The 17,338-nt window shown below is 45.0% G+C and carries 16 protein-coding genes; 9 read left to right on the top strand and 7 right to left on the bottom strand.

The window, feature by feature from the left end; all coding sequences use genetic code 11:
- The first annotated feature begins 3 nt into the window (after nucleotides 1-3).
- Complete coding sequence (gene xseA / locus G6047_RS04540) at nucleotides 4-1,410, top strand: exodeoxyribonuclease VII large subunit (RefSeq protein ID WP_169526299.1); 1,407 nt, start codon at nucleotides 4-6, stop codon at nucleotides 1,408-1,410.
- Nucleotides 1,397-1,594: an exodeoxyribonuclease VII small subunit gene (gene xseB, locus G6047_RS04535; protein WP_169526298.1), complete on the top strand. Its 198-nt coding sequence runs from the start codon at nucleotides 1,397-1,399 to the stop codon at nucleotides 1,592-1,594. The genes xseA and xseB overlap by 14 nt, the downstream gene beginning before the upstream one ends.
- Here the strand turns inward: xseB and G6047_RS04530 are convergent.
- The 3 genes from G6047_RS04530 to G6047_RS04520 all read right to left on the bottom strand — a co-directional run bounded on the left by G6047_RS04530 (nucleotide 1,591) and on the right by G6047_RS04520 (nucleotide 5,479).
- A complete protein-coding gene (locus G6047_RS04530; protein WP_169526297.1) occupies nucleotides 1,591-2,064 on the bottom strand; it encodes a GNAT family N-acetyltransferase in 474 nt (157 codons plus the stop codon). The two genes, xseB and G6047_RS04530, sit on opposite strands and share 4 nt — an antisense overlap.
- A 156-nt stretch (nucleotides 2,065-2,220) precedes the next feature.
- Nucleotides 2,221-3,357, bottom strand: a complete 1,137-nt coding sequence (locus G6047_RS04525) for a cysteine desulfurase family protein (protein WP_169526296.1) — start codon at nucleotides 3,355-3,357, stop codon at nucleotides 2,221-2,223.
- Between the two features lies 1 nt (nucleotide 3,358).
- Nucleotides 3,359-5,479, bottom strand: coding sequence for a glycoside hydrolase family 97 protein (locus tag G6047_RS04520; protein ID WP_169526295.1), 2,121 nt, complete (start codon nucleotides 5,477-5,479; stop codon nucleotides 3,359-3,361).
- Nucleotides 5,480-5,629: 150 nt separating this feature from the next.
- On the opposite strand from G6047_RS04520, the gene G6047_RS04515 reads away from it, so the two are divergent.
- Nucleotides 5,630-6,622, top strand: a complete 993-nt coding sequence (locus G6047_RS04515) for a hypothetical protein (RefSeq protein ID WP_169526294.1) — start codon at nucleotides 5,630-5,632, stop codon at nucleotides 6,620-6,622.
- Here the strand turns inward: G6047_RS04515 and G6047_RS04510 are convergent.
- The gene (locus G6047_RS04510) at nucleotides 6,619-7,158 is read right to left on the bottom strand and encodes a Smr/MutS family protein (protein WP_169526293.1); all 540 of its coding nucleotides are present in this window, start codon (nucleotides 7,156-7,158) and stop codon (nucleotides 6,619-6,621) included. The two genes, G6047_RS04515 and G6047_RS04510, sit on opposite strands and share 4 nt — an antisense overlap.
- On the bottom strand, nucleotides 7,142-7,327 hold the full coding sequence (locus tag G6047_RS04505; RefSeq protein WP_169526292.1) for a hypothetical protein: 186 nt from the start codon (nucleotides 7,325-7,327) through the stop codon (nucleotides 7,142-7,144). Before G6047_RS04505 ends, G6047_RS04510 begins: the two co-directional genes overlap by 17 nt.
- Nucleotides 7,328-7,416: 89 nt before the next feature.
- On the opposite strand from G6047_RS04505, the gene G6047_RS04500 reads away from it, so the two are divergent.
- Nucleotides 7,417-7,698 (top strand): DUF2752 domain-containing protein, encoded by a 282-nt coding sequence (locus G6047_RS04500; protein ID WP_169526291.1) that lies wholly within the window; start codon nucleotides 7,417-7,419, stop codon nucleotides 7,696-7,698.
- 26 nt (nucleotides 7,699-7,724) lie between these two features.
- The gene (locus G6047_RS04495) at nucleotides 7,725-8,036 is read left to right on the top strand and encodes a CCC motif membrane protein (RefSeq protein WP_169526290.1); all 312 of its coding nucleotides are present in this window, start codon (nucleotides 7,725-7,727) and stop codon (nucleotides 8,034-8,036) included.
- 45 nt (nucleotides 8,037-8,081) lie between these two features.
- Here the strand turns inward: G6047_RS04495 and rocD are convergent, their stop codons facing one another.
- Complete coding sequence (rocD, locus tag G6047_RS04490; RefSeq protein WP_169526289.1) at nucleotides 8,082-9,326, bottom strand: ornithine--oxo-acid transaminase; 1,245 nt, start codon at nucleotides 9,324-9,326, stop codon at nucleotides 8,082-8,084.
- Nucleotides 9,327-9,513: 187 nt separating this feature from the next.
- The gene (locus tag G6047_RS04485; protein ID WP_169526288.1) at nucleotides 9,514-9,924 is read right to left on the bottom strand and encodes an OsmC family peroxiredoxin; all 411 of its coding nucleotides are present in this window, start codon (nucleotides 9,922-9,924) and stop codon (nucleotides 9,514-9,516) included.
- A 714-nt stretch (nucleotides 9,925-10,638) separates the two neighbouring features.
- On the opposite strand from G6047_RS04485, the gene rlmD reads away from it, so the two are divergent.
- The 4 genes from rlmD to G6047_RS04465 form a co-directional block, all read left to right on the top strand.
- Nucleotides 10,639-12,054, top strand: a complete 1,416-nt coding sequence (rlmD, locus tag G6047_RS04480) for a 23S rRNA (uracil(1939)-C(5))-methyltransferase RlmD (RefSeq protein ID WP_169526287.1) — start codon at nucleotides 10,639-10,641, stop codon at nucleotides 12,052-12,054.
- Between the two features lie 5 nt (nucleotides 12,055-12,059).
- Nucleotides 12,060-12,575: a DUF6452 family protein gene (locus G6047_RS04475; RefSeq protein ID WP_169526286.1), complete on the top strand. Its 516-nt coding sequence runs from the start codon at nucleotides 12,060-12,062 to the stop codon at nucleotides 12,573-12,575.
- Nucleotides 12,550-13,296: a DUF6048 family protein gene (locus G6047_RS04470; RefSeq protein ID WP_169526285.1), complete on the top strand. Its 747-nt coding sequence runs from the start codon at nucleotides 12,550-12,552 to the stop codon at nucleotides 13,294-13,296. The genes G6047_RS04475 and G6047_RS04470 overlap by 26 nt, the downstream gene beginning before the upstream one ends.
- 262 nt (nucleotides 13,297-13,558) lie before the next feature.
- A partial coding sequence (locus tag G6047_RS04465) for a lamin tail domain-containing protein (protein WP_211165377.1) occupies nucleotides 13,559-17,338 on the top strand: 3,780 nt, incomplete at its 3' end.

Genomic DNA, 17,338 nt, shown 5'->3' with positions numbered 1-17,338 from the left:
GCAATGGCAGAAATTAGCAACGACCGTAAAATATTCTCGCTTCTCGATGTGACCCGAAGCGTCCAGAAAACGTTGAATGAGCGTTACCAAACCGCGTTTTGGGTGAAGGCCGAAATGAACAAACTCAATCATTACAGCCATTCCGGACACAGCTATCCTGAACTTGTCGAGAAAAGCAACGGCCAGGTAATCGCCCAGATCAAGTCCATTTTATGGCGAGCCGATTATGTCAACATCAACAATAATTTCCTTCGGACGCTAAGAGAACCTCTAAAGGACGGGATCAAAATCCTGTTCCTTGCCAAGATTATTTTCGATCCGGTTCACGGATTGTCGCTCCATATTCTCGACATTGACCCGAATTATACCCTGGGCGATCTGGAACTCGAGAAACAGCAAAGCATCGCAAGGTTAAAAGATGAAGGAATTTTCGACAGCAATAAAAAACTGTCGCTACCTATTTTACCGCAGCGTGTCGCGATCATTTCAGTCGAAACCAGTAAAGGCTATGCCGATTTCCTCAAAGTGCTAGAAGAGAATCCGTGGCATTACAAGTTCTTCCATATGCTGTTTCCGTCTCTATTGCAAGGTGAAAAAGCCGTCCCTGGAATCATCGGACAGTTGAATCAGATTAAAAAAGTAACATCCCATTTTGACGTCGTGGCTATAATTCGCGGCGGCGGTGGCGATGTAGGTCTATCGGTCTACAATAATTTCGAACTGGCAAAAGCAATCGCTACGTTCCCAATCCCAATCATTACAGGAATCGGTCATGCGACGAATGAAACGGTTTCAGAAATGGTTTCGTATCAAAATGCCATCACTCCGACCAAAATAGCTGAATTCCTGATCCAGAAATTCCATAATTTTTCGGTTCCGGTGGAACGCGCGAGCGAATTCATTATCGAACGGTCGCGTCGGCTATTATCAGATGAGAAAAACAACCTGCAACAGAAAGTCAAATTGTTCCGGTCGGTCACAGAGAATATCGTCGTCCGGAATCAGAATGCCATAGAAAATTCAAAAAACACCATTTCAACCCAGGCGGCATTTATCTTTCGGAACGAAAAAAATCAGGTGGCTTCATGTAAAGACCGTATTTTCAGTTCGGCAAACCTGAACCTCAACCAAAGCAAATCGGCACTTAACCAAACAAAGGAAAGGCTCAATCTTCAGGCATTGCTCAAAGTAAAACGCGACGAACTCGAAATTGAAAACCTGCAGCGGAATGTCAGCAACCTCGATCCCGTAAATGTGCTCAAACGCGGCTTCAGCATTACGCGAATCAACGGGAAGGCAGTCACCGATGTATCCAATCTTAAAACAGGACAAATCCTCAAAACCCAAACATACAACGGAACCATTTCAAGTTCCGTAACCCAAATTGAAATGACTGATGGAAAAGAATAACAGCTATACCAAGGCTTTCGAAGAATTACAGCAGATTGTCACCGAAATCGAACGGGGCGAAATATCGGTGGACGAACTATCCGAAAAAGTAAAACGGGCCACCGAACTGATCAAAATCTGCAAAGCGAAACTGACTACGACAGAAGAAGATGTCAATACGATTTTAAAAGAACTGGAAGGTTAAAGGATTTTCTCCATTTTGATATCGGCCCTGTCGTAAACGCCGTCTTCGAGTTCGATTTCCTGAAAACCGAACTTTTTGTATAAATGGATTGCCGGTTTAAGGGATGTATTCGAATAAAGGACAAGCTTCTCGATATTCAATTCGCTCGCAAACGAAACACAATGCGCAATCAATTCATTTCCAACACCTTTCCCCTGAGCCGAATCACCGACAGCCATTTTGCTCAATTCAAAGACCGTATCGCTTTTTTTGAGTAACGCAACCGTTCCCAAAACTTCCCCACCGATTTTTGCAAAAAATATAAAACCGCCTTTGCCTAAAATTTCAGTTTCGGGATTGGAGAGCGAAAGTTCATCGCCTTTTTCTATTCTAAAATATCTTTCGATCCAGTCGTAATTCAATTTCTTGAAAATCTCACGATATGCATCCGAAAAAGCAATTATTTCAATTTGAGGAACCATTTTGTTCATTTTTTGGGCGGTCCGCCAGCCAACATAAGCTACGGCTTTGCCTTGTTATGTAAGGCAGCCGTCGCGCTGCCCGCTCCTATCTTTTGCAAAAAGGCAAAAGGATAACCGCTCGCATCGCTACCGCGGGCACTCGTCTCCGAAACCCACTTTGAGGAATTATTGCGCATCCAAAGCCCGAAGTGCCTCAACCAGTTTTTCCACATCGGCCTCCGTATTGTAATGGCTAAACGAAATACGTAGCGACGGTTTGCGGATATCGTCATCAGACAACATTTCGGCAAGTACATGCGAAGGCTTCACACTTCCCGACTGACACGCACTTCCGCGTGATACGCAAATACCTTTCATATCGAGGTGAAACAAGATCATGATGGTCTTTTGCTCGTCCATCGGCAAACACACATTAAGCAGGTTGTAAAAACCATTTTCCGCGCTTCCGTTGATTTTTACATTTGGAAATTTAGCCCGCAACGACTGAATCGCAAAGTTCTTCAAACCAGTTATTTGATTACGTTCACTTTCCAGATTGGTATAAGAAATGGAAAGTGCCTTGGCCATACCCGAAATTTGATGTGTGGCTTCTGTCCCTGGACGAATTCCTTTTTCCTGTTCGCCTCCGAAAAGCATCGGATTGACAAATAATCCTTTGCGGATGTATGCGAAACCGATTCCTTTTGGCCCATGAAATTTATGGGCACTCGCCACTGCAAAATCTATCGGAAGTTCATGGAAATTGATTTCGGTTTTTCCAATCGATTGCACTGTATCGGAATGAAAAAGTGCGTTGTATTTCCGGCACATTTCACCAACCGTCTTCAAATCGAGAACGGTGCCGATTTCGTTGTTTACATGCATCAGCGAAACCAGCGTCGGGACATCTTCCGCCAGCAATTCTTCCAGATGATCCAAATCTATAGTGCCATCTGGATTGACTTTTACAAAGGCCAGATCTTTTGAAAACACCGATGCATATTTCTCGGCCGTATGTAAAACCGCATGATGCTCGATTTTCGAAGTGATGATACGTTCCACCTTAAAGTCGATGATAGCGCTGCGAATGATCCAGTTATTGGCTTCGGTAGCACCCGATGTAAAAAGGATTTCCTGGGCCGAACAGCCCAAATTTGCCGCAATAGACTTTCGCGCCGTTTCAATCACGGCCTTTGCCTGACGTCCGACTGCGTGTGTCGAGGACGGATTTCCATAGGTTTCGAGAAGCACGTTGCCCATATCTGCAACTACTTCCGGTCGGACGGCTGTCGTGGCCGCATTGTCGAGATAAACGATATCCATATTAATTCTCCGGGACAAAACTGATGGCTGCACCACCGCCGGCAGCAAGATTCAGCGTCAGTTTGGTTTTACTGTCCACAGTCATGGTTTTGACCGTGTATGACTTTGGATTTTTGTCGTAATGAGCATCTTTACCATCTTCGTATAAAGTAGCTTTGTATTTTTTGCCCGGTGTAAGGAAGCTCAGTGTTACAGATGATGTTCGTGGATTTTCATCGGTGATCGCCCCGAGAAACCAACTTTCTTTTCCTTTGGCTTTTCGTACTTCGGTGATGTAATCGCCCGGTTCGGCTTCGAGGATTTTCGTGTCGTCCCAATCTACCGCCACATCCTTGATGAACTGGAAGGCATCTGGGTAACGCTCGTAATTCTCAGGCAAATCGGCTGCCATCTGGATTGGCGAATACATAGTAACGTATAGCGCAAGCTGCTTTACCAAAGTCGTATGCACCGATGCCGTTTTGGCCGGATTGTAAAAACTCATCTTGGTTTCAAAAATCCCTGGTGTGTAATCCATCGGCCCGCCCAAAAGTCTTGTAAACGGAAGAATTGTTTCGTGTGCCGGCGGATTTCCGGTGCTCCAGGCATTAAATTCGGTTCCTCGCGCGGCTTCGGCGGCTACATAGTTTGGCCAGGTTCGGCTGACACCTGTCGGATGTGACGATTCGTGAGAATTGACCATGATCTTTCTCTCGGCGGCACGCTGTACCACATAATTGAAATGATTGACCATTTCCTGCCCGTCGTGCCACTCGCCTCTTGGAATGATGCGGCCCACGTAGCCTGTCTTTACAGCTTTATACCCATATTTCTGCATGAAATCGAAGGCCCGGTCGAGTCGTCTTTCATAATTTGAAACCGATGCGGACGTTTCGTGGTGCATGATAAGCTCAATTTTTTTGGCTTTGGCATAATCGGTGACTTCCTTTACATTGAAATCGGGATAAGGTGTCACAAAATCAAAAACTTCCTCTTTCCATTTGCCGAACCAATCTTCCCAACCTACATCCCAGCCTTCGATAAGCACACCGTCGAATCCGTTTTTGGCAGCAAAGTCAATATACCGTTTGGCGTTTTGGGTAGTCGCCCCATGTTTTCCGGTCGGGATCAGGTTGCCTTTCGAATCTTTTTTAGCAGCATTTCCTGCCCCTGCATAATCCCAGGTTGTCTTATCAACATGCATTTCCCACCAAATCCCTACATATTTCATTGGCTTGATCCAGGATGTGTCGTCAATTTTAGAAGGTTCGTTCAGATTCAGGATTATTTGTGACCCGTTGAGTATATCACGTGCGTCGTCGCTGACCATTACCGTACGCCACGGAAGTTTACATGGTGTTTGCAGATAGGCAAGCGTCCCAAGGGCGTTCGGAGCCAGATCTGCAGAAAAAGTAAACGACTTTGGATCCAGATCAAGTTGCATTACCGGATAATTGATTACGGCAGCTTCAAAAATGTTGATGTACAGATTGTCTTTTGTCTTCATCATCAGCGGAGACTGTACCCGATATTTTGTCATTGGCCCTTTAAAACCTATGCCGTTATTCAGGTCAAGGCCATCAGTATTGATTCCCGAAAGAGGTGTTTCATAATACACATATTCCTGGCTGTCAAAATCTCCCGGAATCCAGAACGCTTTGTGATCGCCCGTCATTTTAAATTGCGTCAACTCTCTGGTAACCTGAAAGTAATCCCAATTGAATTGATCCGGGAATTCATATCTGAAAGCAAGTCCTGTATCATACAATCGGAACACAATGTCCATCTTTCTCTCGGTGGTAGTCTGGATCATCCGGAAACCGAATTCGTTGTAATTGTCGCGAATCTGGGCTACTTCCCCCATAACCGGCTTCCATGAAGAATCTGAAGACCGGCTGCCTGATTGGGTGATTTTAAAATCACTCTGGAGCGACTGGTTTTCCTGGAGTTGCAACCCTAATTTGCTTTCGAGGACAACCGGTTTTCCTTTGTAGAACAGGGAGTAAACGGGTGCGCCGTTTTCCAGAAGTTTAAATTCGAGTCGCAGGTTTTTGGATGGTGAAAGAAATTGAGATTTGTCTTGTGTCTGCCCTTGGACAATGAATGCTGCGGCAAAAACCAGCATCAGAAAGAAATTTCGCATGATTCTAATCGGGTCAATGGATTCAAAGAATGCAAATATAACGAATGAAGCGTTTGTAAACTGTGAAATTCCGGCTGAGCCGACTGGGAAAAAATGTATTTTTGTCATCCTGTATCCGCAATCTGATGGGATGCAGCTAAAATTGCCTTTATGAAAAAGTATCTGTTTGCCGGTTTGATGCTGGCGTTGTTGAGTTCATGTGATGACGGGGATTTGGTGTATGAAGACCTGGATTTTGATTCTTCCGACATCAAAGAATGCAACAACACGATTCTTTATAAGACGGGAGCCGACCAGGCGTTCATCATCAACTTACCCGATGTGGCTGCAGCCTTGCCCATTCAACCTACAGTTGCCGGCACTCCTTTGAACATAACTATTGGAGCAACTAACCGATTGGTATACAGACATTACAATGGTACGGTCAGCGTAAACAACATTTGCGCATCGATCCCTCCAGCAACGCCAATAGTTGATGACGAATGGACAGCCCTCAATGGCCAAATGACCGTTGAAACAGTTGCCATAAAGACCGCTAATGGAACAGATGGATTCGAAGGCGGCGAGATAATCAATCATTTGGAACATACCATCCGGATTCCAAACGTTACTTTTCAGACAAGTGTCGGAACCCAGACTTATGCGCCTTTTCCAGAAGACGGCACTGCATATGGCGTTTATGCAGAGGGCACTTTTGCACACCCGCAGATTCCATCGCCTAATTCGACATTGGAAATTTGTGACGGCAATTTGGTTTTCAATCGCGGTTCGGTTTCATTGTTTGCAGTGAAATTATCCACCATGCTGCTTGATCCGACAATCCTTAATCAGGAAAAAACAGACTACATAGGCACCGATGTTTTGGTAATTTTCCGCAATTATCCTACAGGCGTCGATCTTGACTTGATTGATTTGGCAACAACGGACGGGTGTTCCGATCTTTTTGGAGCCGTCTCAACCCAGGAATGGAGAGGTGCAGACGGCGTTCAGGCCGATTTAACCGGCCAGGTAGTCGTAACCACGACGAACGATGTACCCGGTCACGTGAAACATGTGATACACCTTAAGAATGTAACCCTGAAGTTCGGAACCTTTGAATTTCTTTTGGCAACCGATTACCTGTTTGGTGAAATCATCATTTAATACCGGAAAGATACTTCCATGGCACCTAGGCCGTATTTGTTATAAGCAGCTTCGCGATAGGTGACGTTATCGTATCTGCGCAATAAATAACCAAGTTCGGACTTCAGGATTCCTTCACCAACACCGTGGATCAAAATGATTTTCGGAGCTCTTTTCTTAATAGCCGATTCAATTTGGTAGCGTGCATTCGAAAGCTGCAATTCAAGTATTTCCGACTGATCCATACGACTGTGGTTTTTGACCAGTTTTTCAATGTGCAGATCGTATTCGGCTGGCGGAATCTCTCCTTTTACACGTTTGGTTTCGGGTTTTCTTGACGGCGAATCATCTGCTTTTTCCTGTTTGATTTTATTTATATTATGAATTCCGGTCGATTTATATAACTCGCTGGAATTTAAAATTTTGACCAATTCATTGACAAAATAAGTCATTTGAAACCCGTCGGTGGTTTCTATAAATACCTTATCTTTTTCCACAGACAATACCACACCTGTGAATGTATCATCCAGTACGGCAACTTTATCTCCCGGTTTCATCTTCGCTATCAGGATTTTTGCTTGGGATTTTTGATCCGAGAAACATCAGGCAAACCATAAAAATCACAAACGAAATGGCGGTAATGATTTGGTCCGGATGATTGAGCGACTGTTCATAAAATGCAATTCCGACAGCAATCAGCATAACCGGATACACAAATTTCTTCATTGTAAATGCTTTGCCTCAAAAGTACGAAGTGAATAACTTTAATAATGACGTTGCACCAAATTTTGTATTATTGTTCTGCATTTGAACTTATGGAAAAATATATGTTGCCGTGTTTTTTGAAGAGCATATTCGGGATAGATTGTCCCGGATGCGGCGCACAACGTTCGGTGGTTTTGCTGTTCAAAGGTGAATTTATAGCGGCTTTCCATATGTTTCCGGCTATTTACACCACAATTCTCTTTGCCATTTTCGTAAGCCTCCATTTTATAGACAAATCACACAATTACCTCAAAGGTGTGCTCTATCTTGGCGTGGCCAATGCCGTAATCATGATGATTGCCTATATTTATAAAATGATTTTTTTTACCTGATTTCAATCAATATTTAAACAAACAACATGGAAAAACAAAAATTACCTAATGCCACAGCGACTTTAGTGCTTGGAATCCTCTCCATTTTGGGAAGCTGTTGTTGCGGCTCGGGAATAATACTCGGAATCATTGGCCTTGTATTGGGACAAAAAGACAGAGCTACCTATATGGCAGATCCGGAAGTATACGGCAACTTTTCCACTTCAAATACCGGAAAAATATTGTCTATTGTGGGAATTATCCTTAGTGCCGCAGCCATCATATACTGCATCATCATATTCAGTAGTGATGAATTTATGACCGAATTCAGGCGGGAAATGGAGCGTCAGGGAAGATAACAGCCTCTCTTAAATAAAGAATCCGCCTTTAACCGGCGGATTTTTTTATTTTTCGAACTCACTGAGCGTCCTTATGATAATCGTGATACAATCGAGCAACTGTTCTTTGTTCATCACCAAAGGTGGCGCAAAACGAATGATGTTCCCATGTGTCGGTTTTGCCAAAAGACCATTATCGCGCAGGCGCAGGCAAATATTCCATGCCGTATCGCCATCTTCAGAATCATTGATTACAATGGCATTGAGCAATCCTTTACCGCGTACTAGCGTTGCAATACCAGACGTTTTTATGTACTCGCCTATTTTCTCACGGAAAATCCGGCCCAGATATTCTGCGTTTTCCGCAAGCGATTCTTCGGTAACAACCTGAAGCGCAGCCATAGCTACTGCGGCAGCCAACGGATTTCCGCCAAACGTGGAACCGTGTTGTCCGGGTTTGATGACATTCATGATTTCATTATCAGCCAAAACAGCCGACACCGGATAAACTCCGCCAGAAAGTGCTTTCCCCAGAATCAGTATATCGGGACGCACGTTTTCATGGTCGACGGCCAGTCGTTTTCCTGTCCTGGCTATGCCGGTCTGGACTTCATCGGCAATAAAAAGGACGTTGTATTTTTCGCATAAAGCTTTCGCTTTTGACAGATAATCATCAGACGGAACAAAAACCCCGGCTTCACCCTGGATTGGCTCTACCAAAAAACCGGCAATCTCATTCGAGGCTGACAGTACATTTTCAAGAGCTTCGATGTGGTTGTATGGAATTGAAACGAATCCATCTGTATATGGCCCGAAATTCCTGCGTGCATTGGCATCGTTCGAAAACGAAATGATTGTCGTGGTGCGTCCGTGGAAATTCCCATCACACACAATGATTTTCGCCTGATTTTCAGAAAGCCCTTTTACTTCATAAGCCCATTTACGGCAAATCTTGACAGCGGTTTCTACAGCTTCTGCACCTGTATTCATTGGCAGCATTTTATCGAACCCGAAATAATGCGACATGAACTGTTCATATTCACCAAGCTTGTCATTATAAAAAGCTCGTGATGTCAACGTCAGTGTTTGTGCCTGGTTGATCAGGGCAGAAATGATTTTCGGATGGCAATGCCCCTGATTCACCGCAGAATAAGCCGATAGAAAATCATAATACCGTTTCCCTTCGCTGTCCCAAACGTAAACGCCTTCACCTTTTGAAAGTACAACGGGAAGCGGATGGTAATTGTGGGCACCGAACTGATCTTCGAGTGCCATAAGAGCTTCAGATGTGGATGTAGATAAAACCGACATATTGAAGATATTTTAATTAAAAAGCGATTATTCCTTCTTATGGAGAGAAATCATCCGGTTAATGGCAAAAATAATCAAAAGTATTCAACACAGGTATCGATTTCGTAATCTGTTCATAAATAAAAAAGCCACCATTAAGGCAGCTTTTCAATTCTTCCGAACTTCCGAACTCCCGAACTTCCGACCTTCAAACTAACTTCGCATTCGACGTAATCTTCGCGTTCAATAATTTGGAAATCGGGCAATTTTTCTCAGCTTTGGTGACAAGTTCCTGAAATTCCTCATCTGAAATCCCTTCTATTTTGGCACTGACCTCAAGTTCCGACGACACAATGGTTCCATCGGTCAGATCAATCTTGCAAGTCGTTTCAATGAATTCAATACGGTGGCCGGTTTCAGAGAGGAAGGCATCGAGCTGCATGGTAAAACAGCCCGCGTGGGCCGCCGCTACCAATTCTTCCGGATTTGTCCCCACGCCTTCTTCGAAACGGCTTTTGAATGAATATTGCGTTCCGTCGAGCGTTTTGCTCTGAGTGGTCAGTTTCCCCGAACCTTCTTTGATCGTACCTTGCCAAACGGCTGTTGCCTGTCTTTTCATGTGTTGTTATTTTAATTTCCTTAAAGTTAAGGGTTATTATTTATTGTTATTGTTATTATTTATTCAAGCTTCGTATGGCTCGGCTGCATCTCTTATTTTGGTGGGGCCTGCCATATGTCCGGCTTATAAATTTGTGGCGATTATAGTTGTGGCTTTTTAAAAATCCACACATCAGATTGCCACAGTTTGATTCATGCGCAACGCAAGTGTAGCAGGAACAGTTTGGCAAAGCCTGAAGACTTTTGCACTTAGAGATTTAAACAAAATGCAGGATGAAAGTATTTGCACCAATTTTTAAGTGGTTGAACAATCAACCTGTCGATGTAGTAAAATTTAACTTTTCCGGCAATTTATATGTACCCATATAATTTCGGGAAGAGTTATTTTGCATTGGGAAGGGGTCAATGGTGTTCCCTACATAATCGAAATTTTAGTCAGATACATTTTTATGTATTTTTTTAGCTTCGCTCAGTTCGGCTAAAGCCTCGGGTGTTAAATTTTTATATGCCGTTACCAACAGCTGTTTTATAATAATTATCTCCGATCTATCTTGACCATTGTAATTTAAGCAACACAATCCATTTCATTGTTCATTATCATCTTTCCTTTAGCTTCGATCGAACCGTAAAAAAGTCTACCCCGGATCGTCGCACGTACTTAGCGTAAACCAATTATTCATTATTAATTGTTAATCGTTAATTGTACCTTCGCGCCATGGCAAGAAAAACCACCGATAAGATTATTTTCCAGAATGTAGACGTACTCGATGCAGGTGCAAAAGGCGTCTGTGTTGCAAAAGCACCCGACGGAAAAGTGATCTTCGTTCCCAACGTCGTCCCCGGCGACAACATAGACGTACAGACATTCAAGAAGCGCAAAGCCTATTATGAAGGCAAGGCAATCAAAATAAATTCCTATTCGGAATTCCGGACCGAACCCGTGTGCCAGCATTTTGGCTCATGCGGCGGCTGCAAATGGCAGAACATGGAATACGACAGGCAGTTATATTACAAACAGAACGAAGTGTTCAACCATTTGAAGCGCATCGGGAAAGTGGAATTGCCGGAATTCGAACCCATTTTAGGTTCGGAAGAGCAATATTTCTACCGTAACAAAATGGAATTCTCTTTTTCGAACGCGCGTTGGCTCACCGAAAAAGAAATTTCCACCGAAGGCGAAGTCAATGACCGAAACGCACTCGGTTTCCATATCCCGAGAATGTGGGACAAAATCCTCGACATCGAAAAATGCTGGCTGCAGCCGGATCCGTCAAACGATATCCGCAACGAGGTGCGTCGTTTTGCCATAGAAAATAATCTGGCGTTTTTCAATCCGCGTGAACACGAAGGTTTGCTGCGTACGCTTATGATCCGAACGGCGACTACGGGCGAAGTCATGGTTTTGATCCAATTCTTCGACGACAATCAGACGGAACGTGAACTGATCCTTGATTTCCTGTCGGAACGATTCCCGCAAATCACATCCTTATTATATGTAGTCAACCAAAAGGCGAACGACACGCTGTATGATCAGGACATCCAATTATACAAAGGCCGCGACCATATCTTTGAGGAAATGGAAGGTTTGAAATTCGCCATCAACGCCAAATCGTTTTACCAGACCAATCCGCAGCAAGCCTACGAACTATATAAGGTGACGCGCGATTTTGCCGGATTGACCGGAAACGAGCTGGTTTATGATTTATACACCGGAACCGGAACTATCGCCCAATTCGTCTCCAAAAAGGCAAAGAAAGTAATCGGGGTGGAAAGCGTGCCCGATGCTATTGCCGAAGCCAAAGAAAACGCCAGACGCAACAACATTGACAACTGTGAGTTCTTCGTGGGCGACATGAAAACTGTATTCAACGACACCTTCATCGCCCAACACGGTGTTCCTGATGTTTTGATCACCGATCCGCCGCGCGACGGCATGCACAAAGATGTCGTGGATATGATTCTCAAGATCGCCCCGGAAAAAGTGGTCTATGTAAGCTGTAACTCGGCGACACAGGCGAGAGATCTCGCACTTATGGACGAAACGTACAAAGTCGTGCGTGTGCGTCCGGTAGATATGTTCCCGCAGACGCATCACGTAGAAAATGTCGTACTTTTGGAAAAACGCCAGTGATTGCTATGAAAAAAATACCGGCCTTGATTGCTTTGGCCTTTATGGCGCTTGGTTCGGCGAATTGTGAACGCGACGATCTTTGCAGCGAATCCACGCCCACAACTCCGCGCCTTTTTATGGAATTCCATAATATCGATGTGACTGCAGATTTGAAACCGGTGACGCTGGACATGCGGGAAATCAATTCTGACGATACCTTGCGCGTGACAGCCCAAAGCAAAGTATATGTACCGCTAAAGACAGATGCCGATACCGTTACCTGGATTTTTACCATAAATCCGGAAAGTTCAGATCCGAACCTGATTCGGACAGACACGATTATCTTTAACTATACCCGCAACAATGTTTACGTTTCACGTGCCTGCGGATATAAAACCGTTTTCACGTTAAACGGCAATGGCGGCCCCGCTCCTGGCTATCAACGTACGCCACTTCCTCCACTCGCCTGGATGCGAACCATTATAGTAGATGATTATAACATTGAATTTGAAACCGATGCGCATATCAGGGTTTTATGGTAGCCTGTTGTTTGTGCTTTGCTTCCTGACAGCATCGGCACAAAAAACCGAGCAAAAAGAAGCGGACAAACCGACCGATTCCGTTACGATCAAGGAAAGACGATACGGGCTTCGGATTGGTGTCGACTTATACCGTCTTACACGAGGTCTTTACGATAAAGATTACAAAGGACTGGAACTTGTCGCCGATTACCGGATTTCACCCAGCTATTATATCGCGGCCGAAATTGGAAATGAAAATAAGACTGACGACAAAGACCGTATAGACTACACCACCAAAGGTTCCTATATCAAGGCCGGGTTCGATTATAACACCTACCAGAACTGGCTCAATATGGAAAACATCATCAATGTTGGCGCCCGATACGGTTTCAGTACATTTTCACAGACACGCAACAGTTACAAAATATACAATCCGAACCCGTACTTCGGGGAAGAGCAAATAGTCCCATCGGGAGATAAATTCGACGGGCTTACCGCAGGCTGGATCGAGCTCGTGGCCGGATTGAAAGCCGAAGTATTGCACAATATTTTTGTCGGCTTCAGTGTCCGGATCAATTACCTTATATCCCAAACCGAACCACAGAACTTCGCGAACCTCTACATTCCGGGATTCAACCGGACGTATGAAGGGAAATTCGGGGCTGGTTTCAATTACACAGTGAGTTATTTCATTCCATTATATAAGACGAAAAAGCCAATTGAAAAAGAAGGCAAAAAATAAACTTCCCATTTTTCCTGTCAAAATCATCAAACGCCCTTTACGGGTGTTTTTTTATGTCCTGTAAGATGACATAGGAACATTTTCCAAAGCGTTAACGTCACGATAACGCCAGAGCCGTTTTGGGAACGCAAAAAGCATTTAGTTAATAAACACTTAATAATCAGCATACAAACAAGCATTTTTACAATGATACATTTGTTGTCTGTCTAAAAAAACAACAAACATTATCATGAACTCATTTTTACAAAGTAATCGGTTTCGAATGCTCCTCGGGGTCTTCGTCTGTATGATTTACGGTATTGGGTCAGCACAAACAACCATTTATACGTGGAATTGTGACTCTGCAACAACACCGACATCGGGAACCAATTCCAGCATTTCGGTTGGAACGTGGTCTCAGGGAAACAACAACGGTACAACAGCTTTGGTGACTACGGTTTCTGCATCCAGCGGATATACCGGAGCAACAGGGAGCAATAACTTTGGTGCTGCGGCCCGAACAGGAGCCTTGAATACTGCGGCAAGCGGAAGTGCCTATTTTGAAATTACATTCACGCCAATCACAGGTACGACCATTACCGTAAATTCAATAACATTTGGTACACGATCTACCGGAACAGGTCCGGTCAATGGTACTTTAAGATCCAACGTTGCCGGTTATACTACGGCCATAACCAATGGAAGCACCGTAATACAAAACGGCACTTCATGGTCGTCAAAAACCATTACGCCTACTGCTCTCGCAGGAGCTGCAGGAGCCGCTTTAACGTTAAGGATTTATGGATCTGACGGTAGTGGCAATGCAGCCGCAAGTACTGCAAACTGGAGAATTGATGATATCTCTATCAGTGTAACGGCTGCAACTTCAATCACTCCGCCAACCGTTACAACAGGAACTGCTTCAGGAATCACAACTTCTTCTGCCAACTTAAGCGGAACCATAAATGCAAACGGTACAAGTACGGCAGCTAAATTCCTTTTCGGAACTACGGCAACACCAGCTACAAACGTAACTTCTTCACCCACTACTGCTACCGGATCTTCCAATACTTCCATTTCAGGTTCGGTTTCATCATTGGCTGTGAATACGCAATATTATTTTCGTGCTGTGGGAACTTCCGCCACTACGGTGAACGGTAACGTAGTTTCTTTTTACACCCTTGCCAATGTGCCAGGAACACCGGCTGTTGGAAATGCCACGACATCGACACTCGATATTGAAATCAACTCTGACAACAACCCGGTAGCAACCCAATTCGCAATACAGGAAGCAGGCGGGCAATATATTCAGGCTTCAGGTGCATTAGGTGCGACTGCCGTATGGAGAACAGCTGTCCAATGGGGAACGGTAACGGCTTCCGGGCTGGCATCGAACACACTATACACCTTTAAGGTAAAAGCCCGTAACGGTGACACTATTGAAACGGCTTTTAGCGGTGAGGCATCTGGCACGACACTAAGTTTGTCTTCACCTGCCGTCGCTTTGACAACTGCACCGACAGCTTTAGGAAGTCTTTGTACAGGCACATCAGGAACTACAAGCTTTGCAATCAGCGGGGTGAATCTTGACGGTTCTGCAATCAACATCGCTTCATTGAACGGTTTCGGCTATTCGCTATCCCAAAACGGGACGTATACTGAAACATTGGATGTTACATATTCCGGTGATTCATTCACGAACCAGGTTGTTTGGGTTAAATTCTCTCCGACTGTAGTCCAATCATACAGTGGGGAAATCACCCTGACTGGTGGTGGCCTGACAGCTCCTTTTGATATTGACATTACCGGAAGCGGAATCAATCCGGCCGGAACGGCAACAACCGGAAGCGCTTCCGGCGTATCTGCCAATGGGTCAACACTGTCCGGATCATTGTCTTCTTTGTGCAGTACCTTCAGTTCTTATGGAATAGCTTACAGCACGACTAATGGATTCATCAACGGTTCAGGAACGCCCGTTGCGGCAAGCAATCTTTCATCCGGAAGTTTCTCCGTAGCACTATCTTCATTGGAACCGGGAACGACTTATTATTTCAAAGCATATGGAACAGATGGAAACGGAACCTATTACGGAAATCAGGCTTCGTTTACCACAGGCGCCATCACTGCGCCAGTTGCCATTGCGGCAGATCCAATCGGGTCGACTTCTTTTACGGCCAACTGGAATTCGGTTGCCGGCGCATCATCCTATAAATTAGATGTAAGCACCACAGCTGCCTTTACGGCGACCAGCACTATTTCAGACCTTATCATTTCTGAATACGGGGAAGGAAGCAGCAACAACAAAGTACTTGAGCTATATAACGGAACTGGTGCCGCAGTGAACCTCTCCCAATACACCATAAAAAAACAGGTCAACGGAGCCGGTGCTTATGCCAATGACCTTGCCTTGTCCGGAACGCTTGCCAATGGCCAAACATATGTAATTGCCTATTCTGCGGCAACTGCAACTGCGATTACATCTGCCGCAAACCTGACTACAGGAAGCGGGTCATTGACATTCAACGGAAATGATGCTGTTGCCCTGTTCAAAAACGGTACGCAGATCGATGAAGTAGGCATCTTTAACCAGGTTTCTCCAAACTGGGGAGCAGATATGACACTGGTACGCAAGCCAACGGTTCTTAGTCCATCCGCAACTTACAATGCATCCCAATGGACACAATTAGCTATCGATACATTCTCAAACCTCGGATCGCATACTGCCAATACGACTGCATCGACCATGCTTCCGGGTTATGATAACCTGACGGTGAACGGAACTTCACAAGTAGTTTCCGGCCTGACCGAAAACACAACGTATTATTACCGGGTACGTGCGGTTTCCACGAACAGTACATCGGCCAATTCAAATACAATAACAGTTCACACTATAGTCGCTCCTGCAACTTTTGGAGGCATTTCACAGGCTGCCCCGGTTTGTGCGGGAGAAACGGCTACTTTCAACGTAACCGGATTGCTTTATCCGGGAACTACGCAGCTTATGTACAGCATCAATGGTGAAACCGATCAGGCTGTAACACTTGTGGCCAATGCTTCAGGCCAGGCATCTTTCGGTGTTGTCCTTTCGGCTGAATTGCATGGATTGACGCTTGAAGTCACCTCGGTTGAGCGTACCGACCTTGCCTCATCACCAATCGGCGTGGGCTCGAACAATACCGTCGTTTTATTTGCCGGCGCTCTGGAAACCTATTATGCCGATGCTGATGGCGACACGTATGGAAATTTCGACATCAGCCAAACAGCGTGTATCCAACCCGATGGTTATGTGCTTTTCAACAACCTCAATTTCGACTGTAATGATAACGATGCATCAATCTATCAAAGCTTCCTGTTACTTGTGGATTCAGATGATGACGGATACACCAATGGTGAAGAAAACGTGTGTATCGGGGAAACGATACCGGAACACGGATATACCTTTGAATATATAGGCGACGATTGTGACGATACCGATCCGCTCAAACATGAGACCTTTGAATTCTATGCAGATGCCGATGGCGATACGTTTGGTGCCGGTTCACTCGTGGCTGCCTGTGCCATAGATGCGCTTACGCCACCTGCGGGTTATACTTTTGACCACAGCGATTGTAACGATGCCGATGCGACCAAATGGCAATTCGGGAATTTTTACACCGATGCTGATGCTGACGGTTACACGGCTTCAGACAACACTTCTGCCGTTTGTTACGGAACTTCGACCCCAACCGGTTATTCACTCACGTCAAACGGTATTGATTGTAATGACGATAATGCCCAATTGACCAGCGAGTTTGAATTCTTTGTTGATTCCGATTTCGACACCTACGGATCAACCACTACCGCTATGGTTTGTGCTGCGAATGCCATTACGCCACCATCAGGCTATTCTTTGAATAATACGGATTGCGACGACGCGGCCGCAGCCATCAACCCTGGCCATGCCGAGGTACTGTACAACGGTGTCGACGACAACTGCGACGGCAACCTCGACGAAGGCTTCCAGCTGCTTTCCAACGTGATCAACGCACAGTGCGGCATCACCCTTGCGGCCATCAACTCGGTG

The organism is Flavobacterium silvaticum, assembly GCF_012911565.1.
Taxonomy (GTDB): domain Bacteria; phylum Bacteroidota; class Bacteroidia; order Flavobacteriales; family Flavobacteriaceae; genus Flavobacterium; species Flavobacterium silvaticum.
This window is presented reverse-complemented; position numbering and strand designations above follow the sequence as displayed.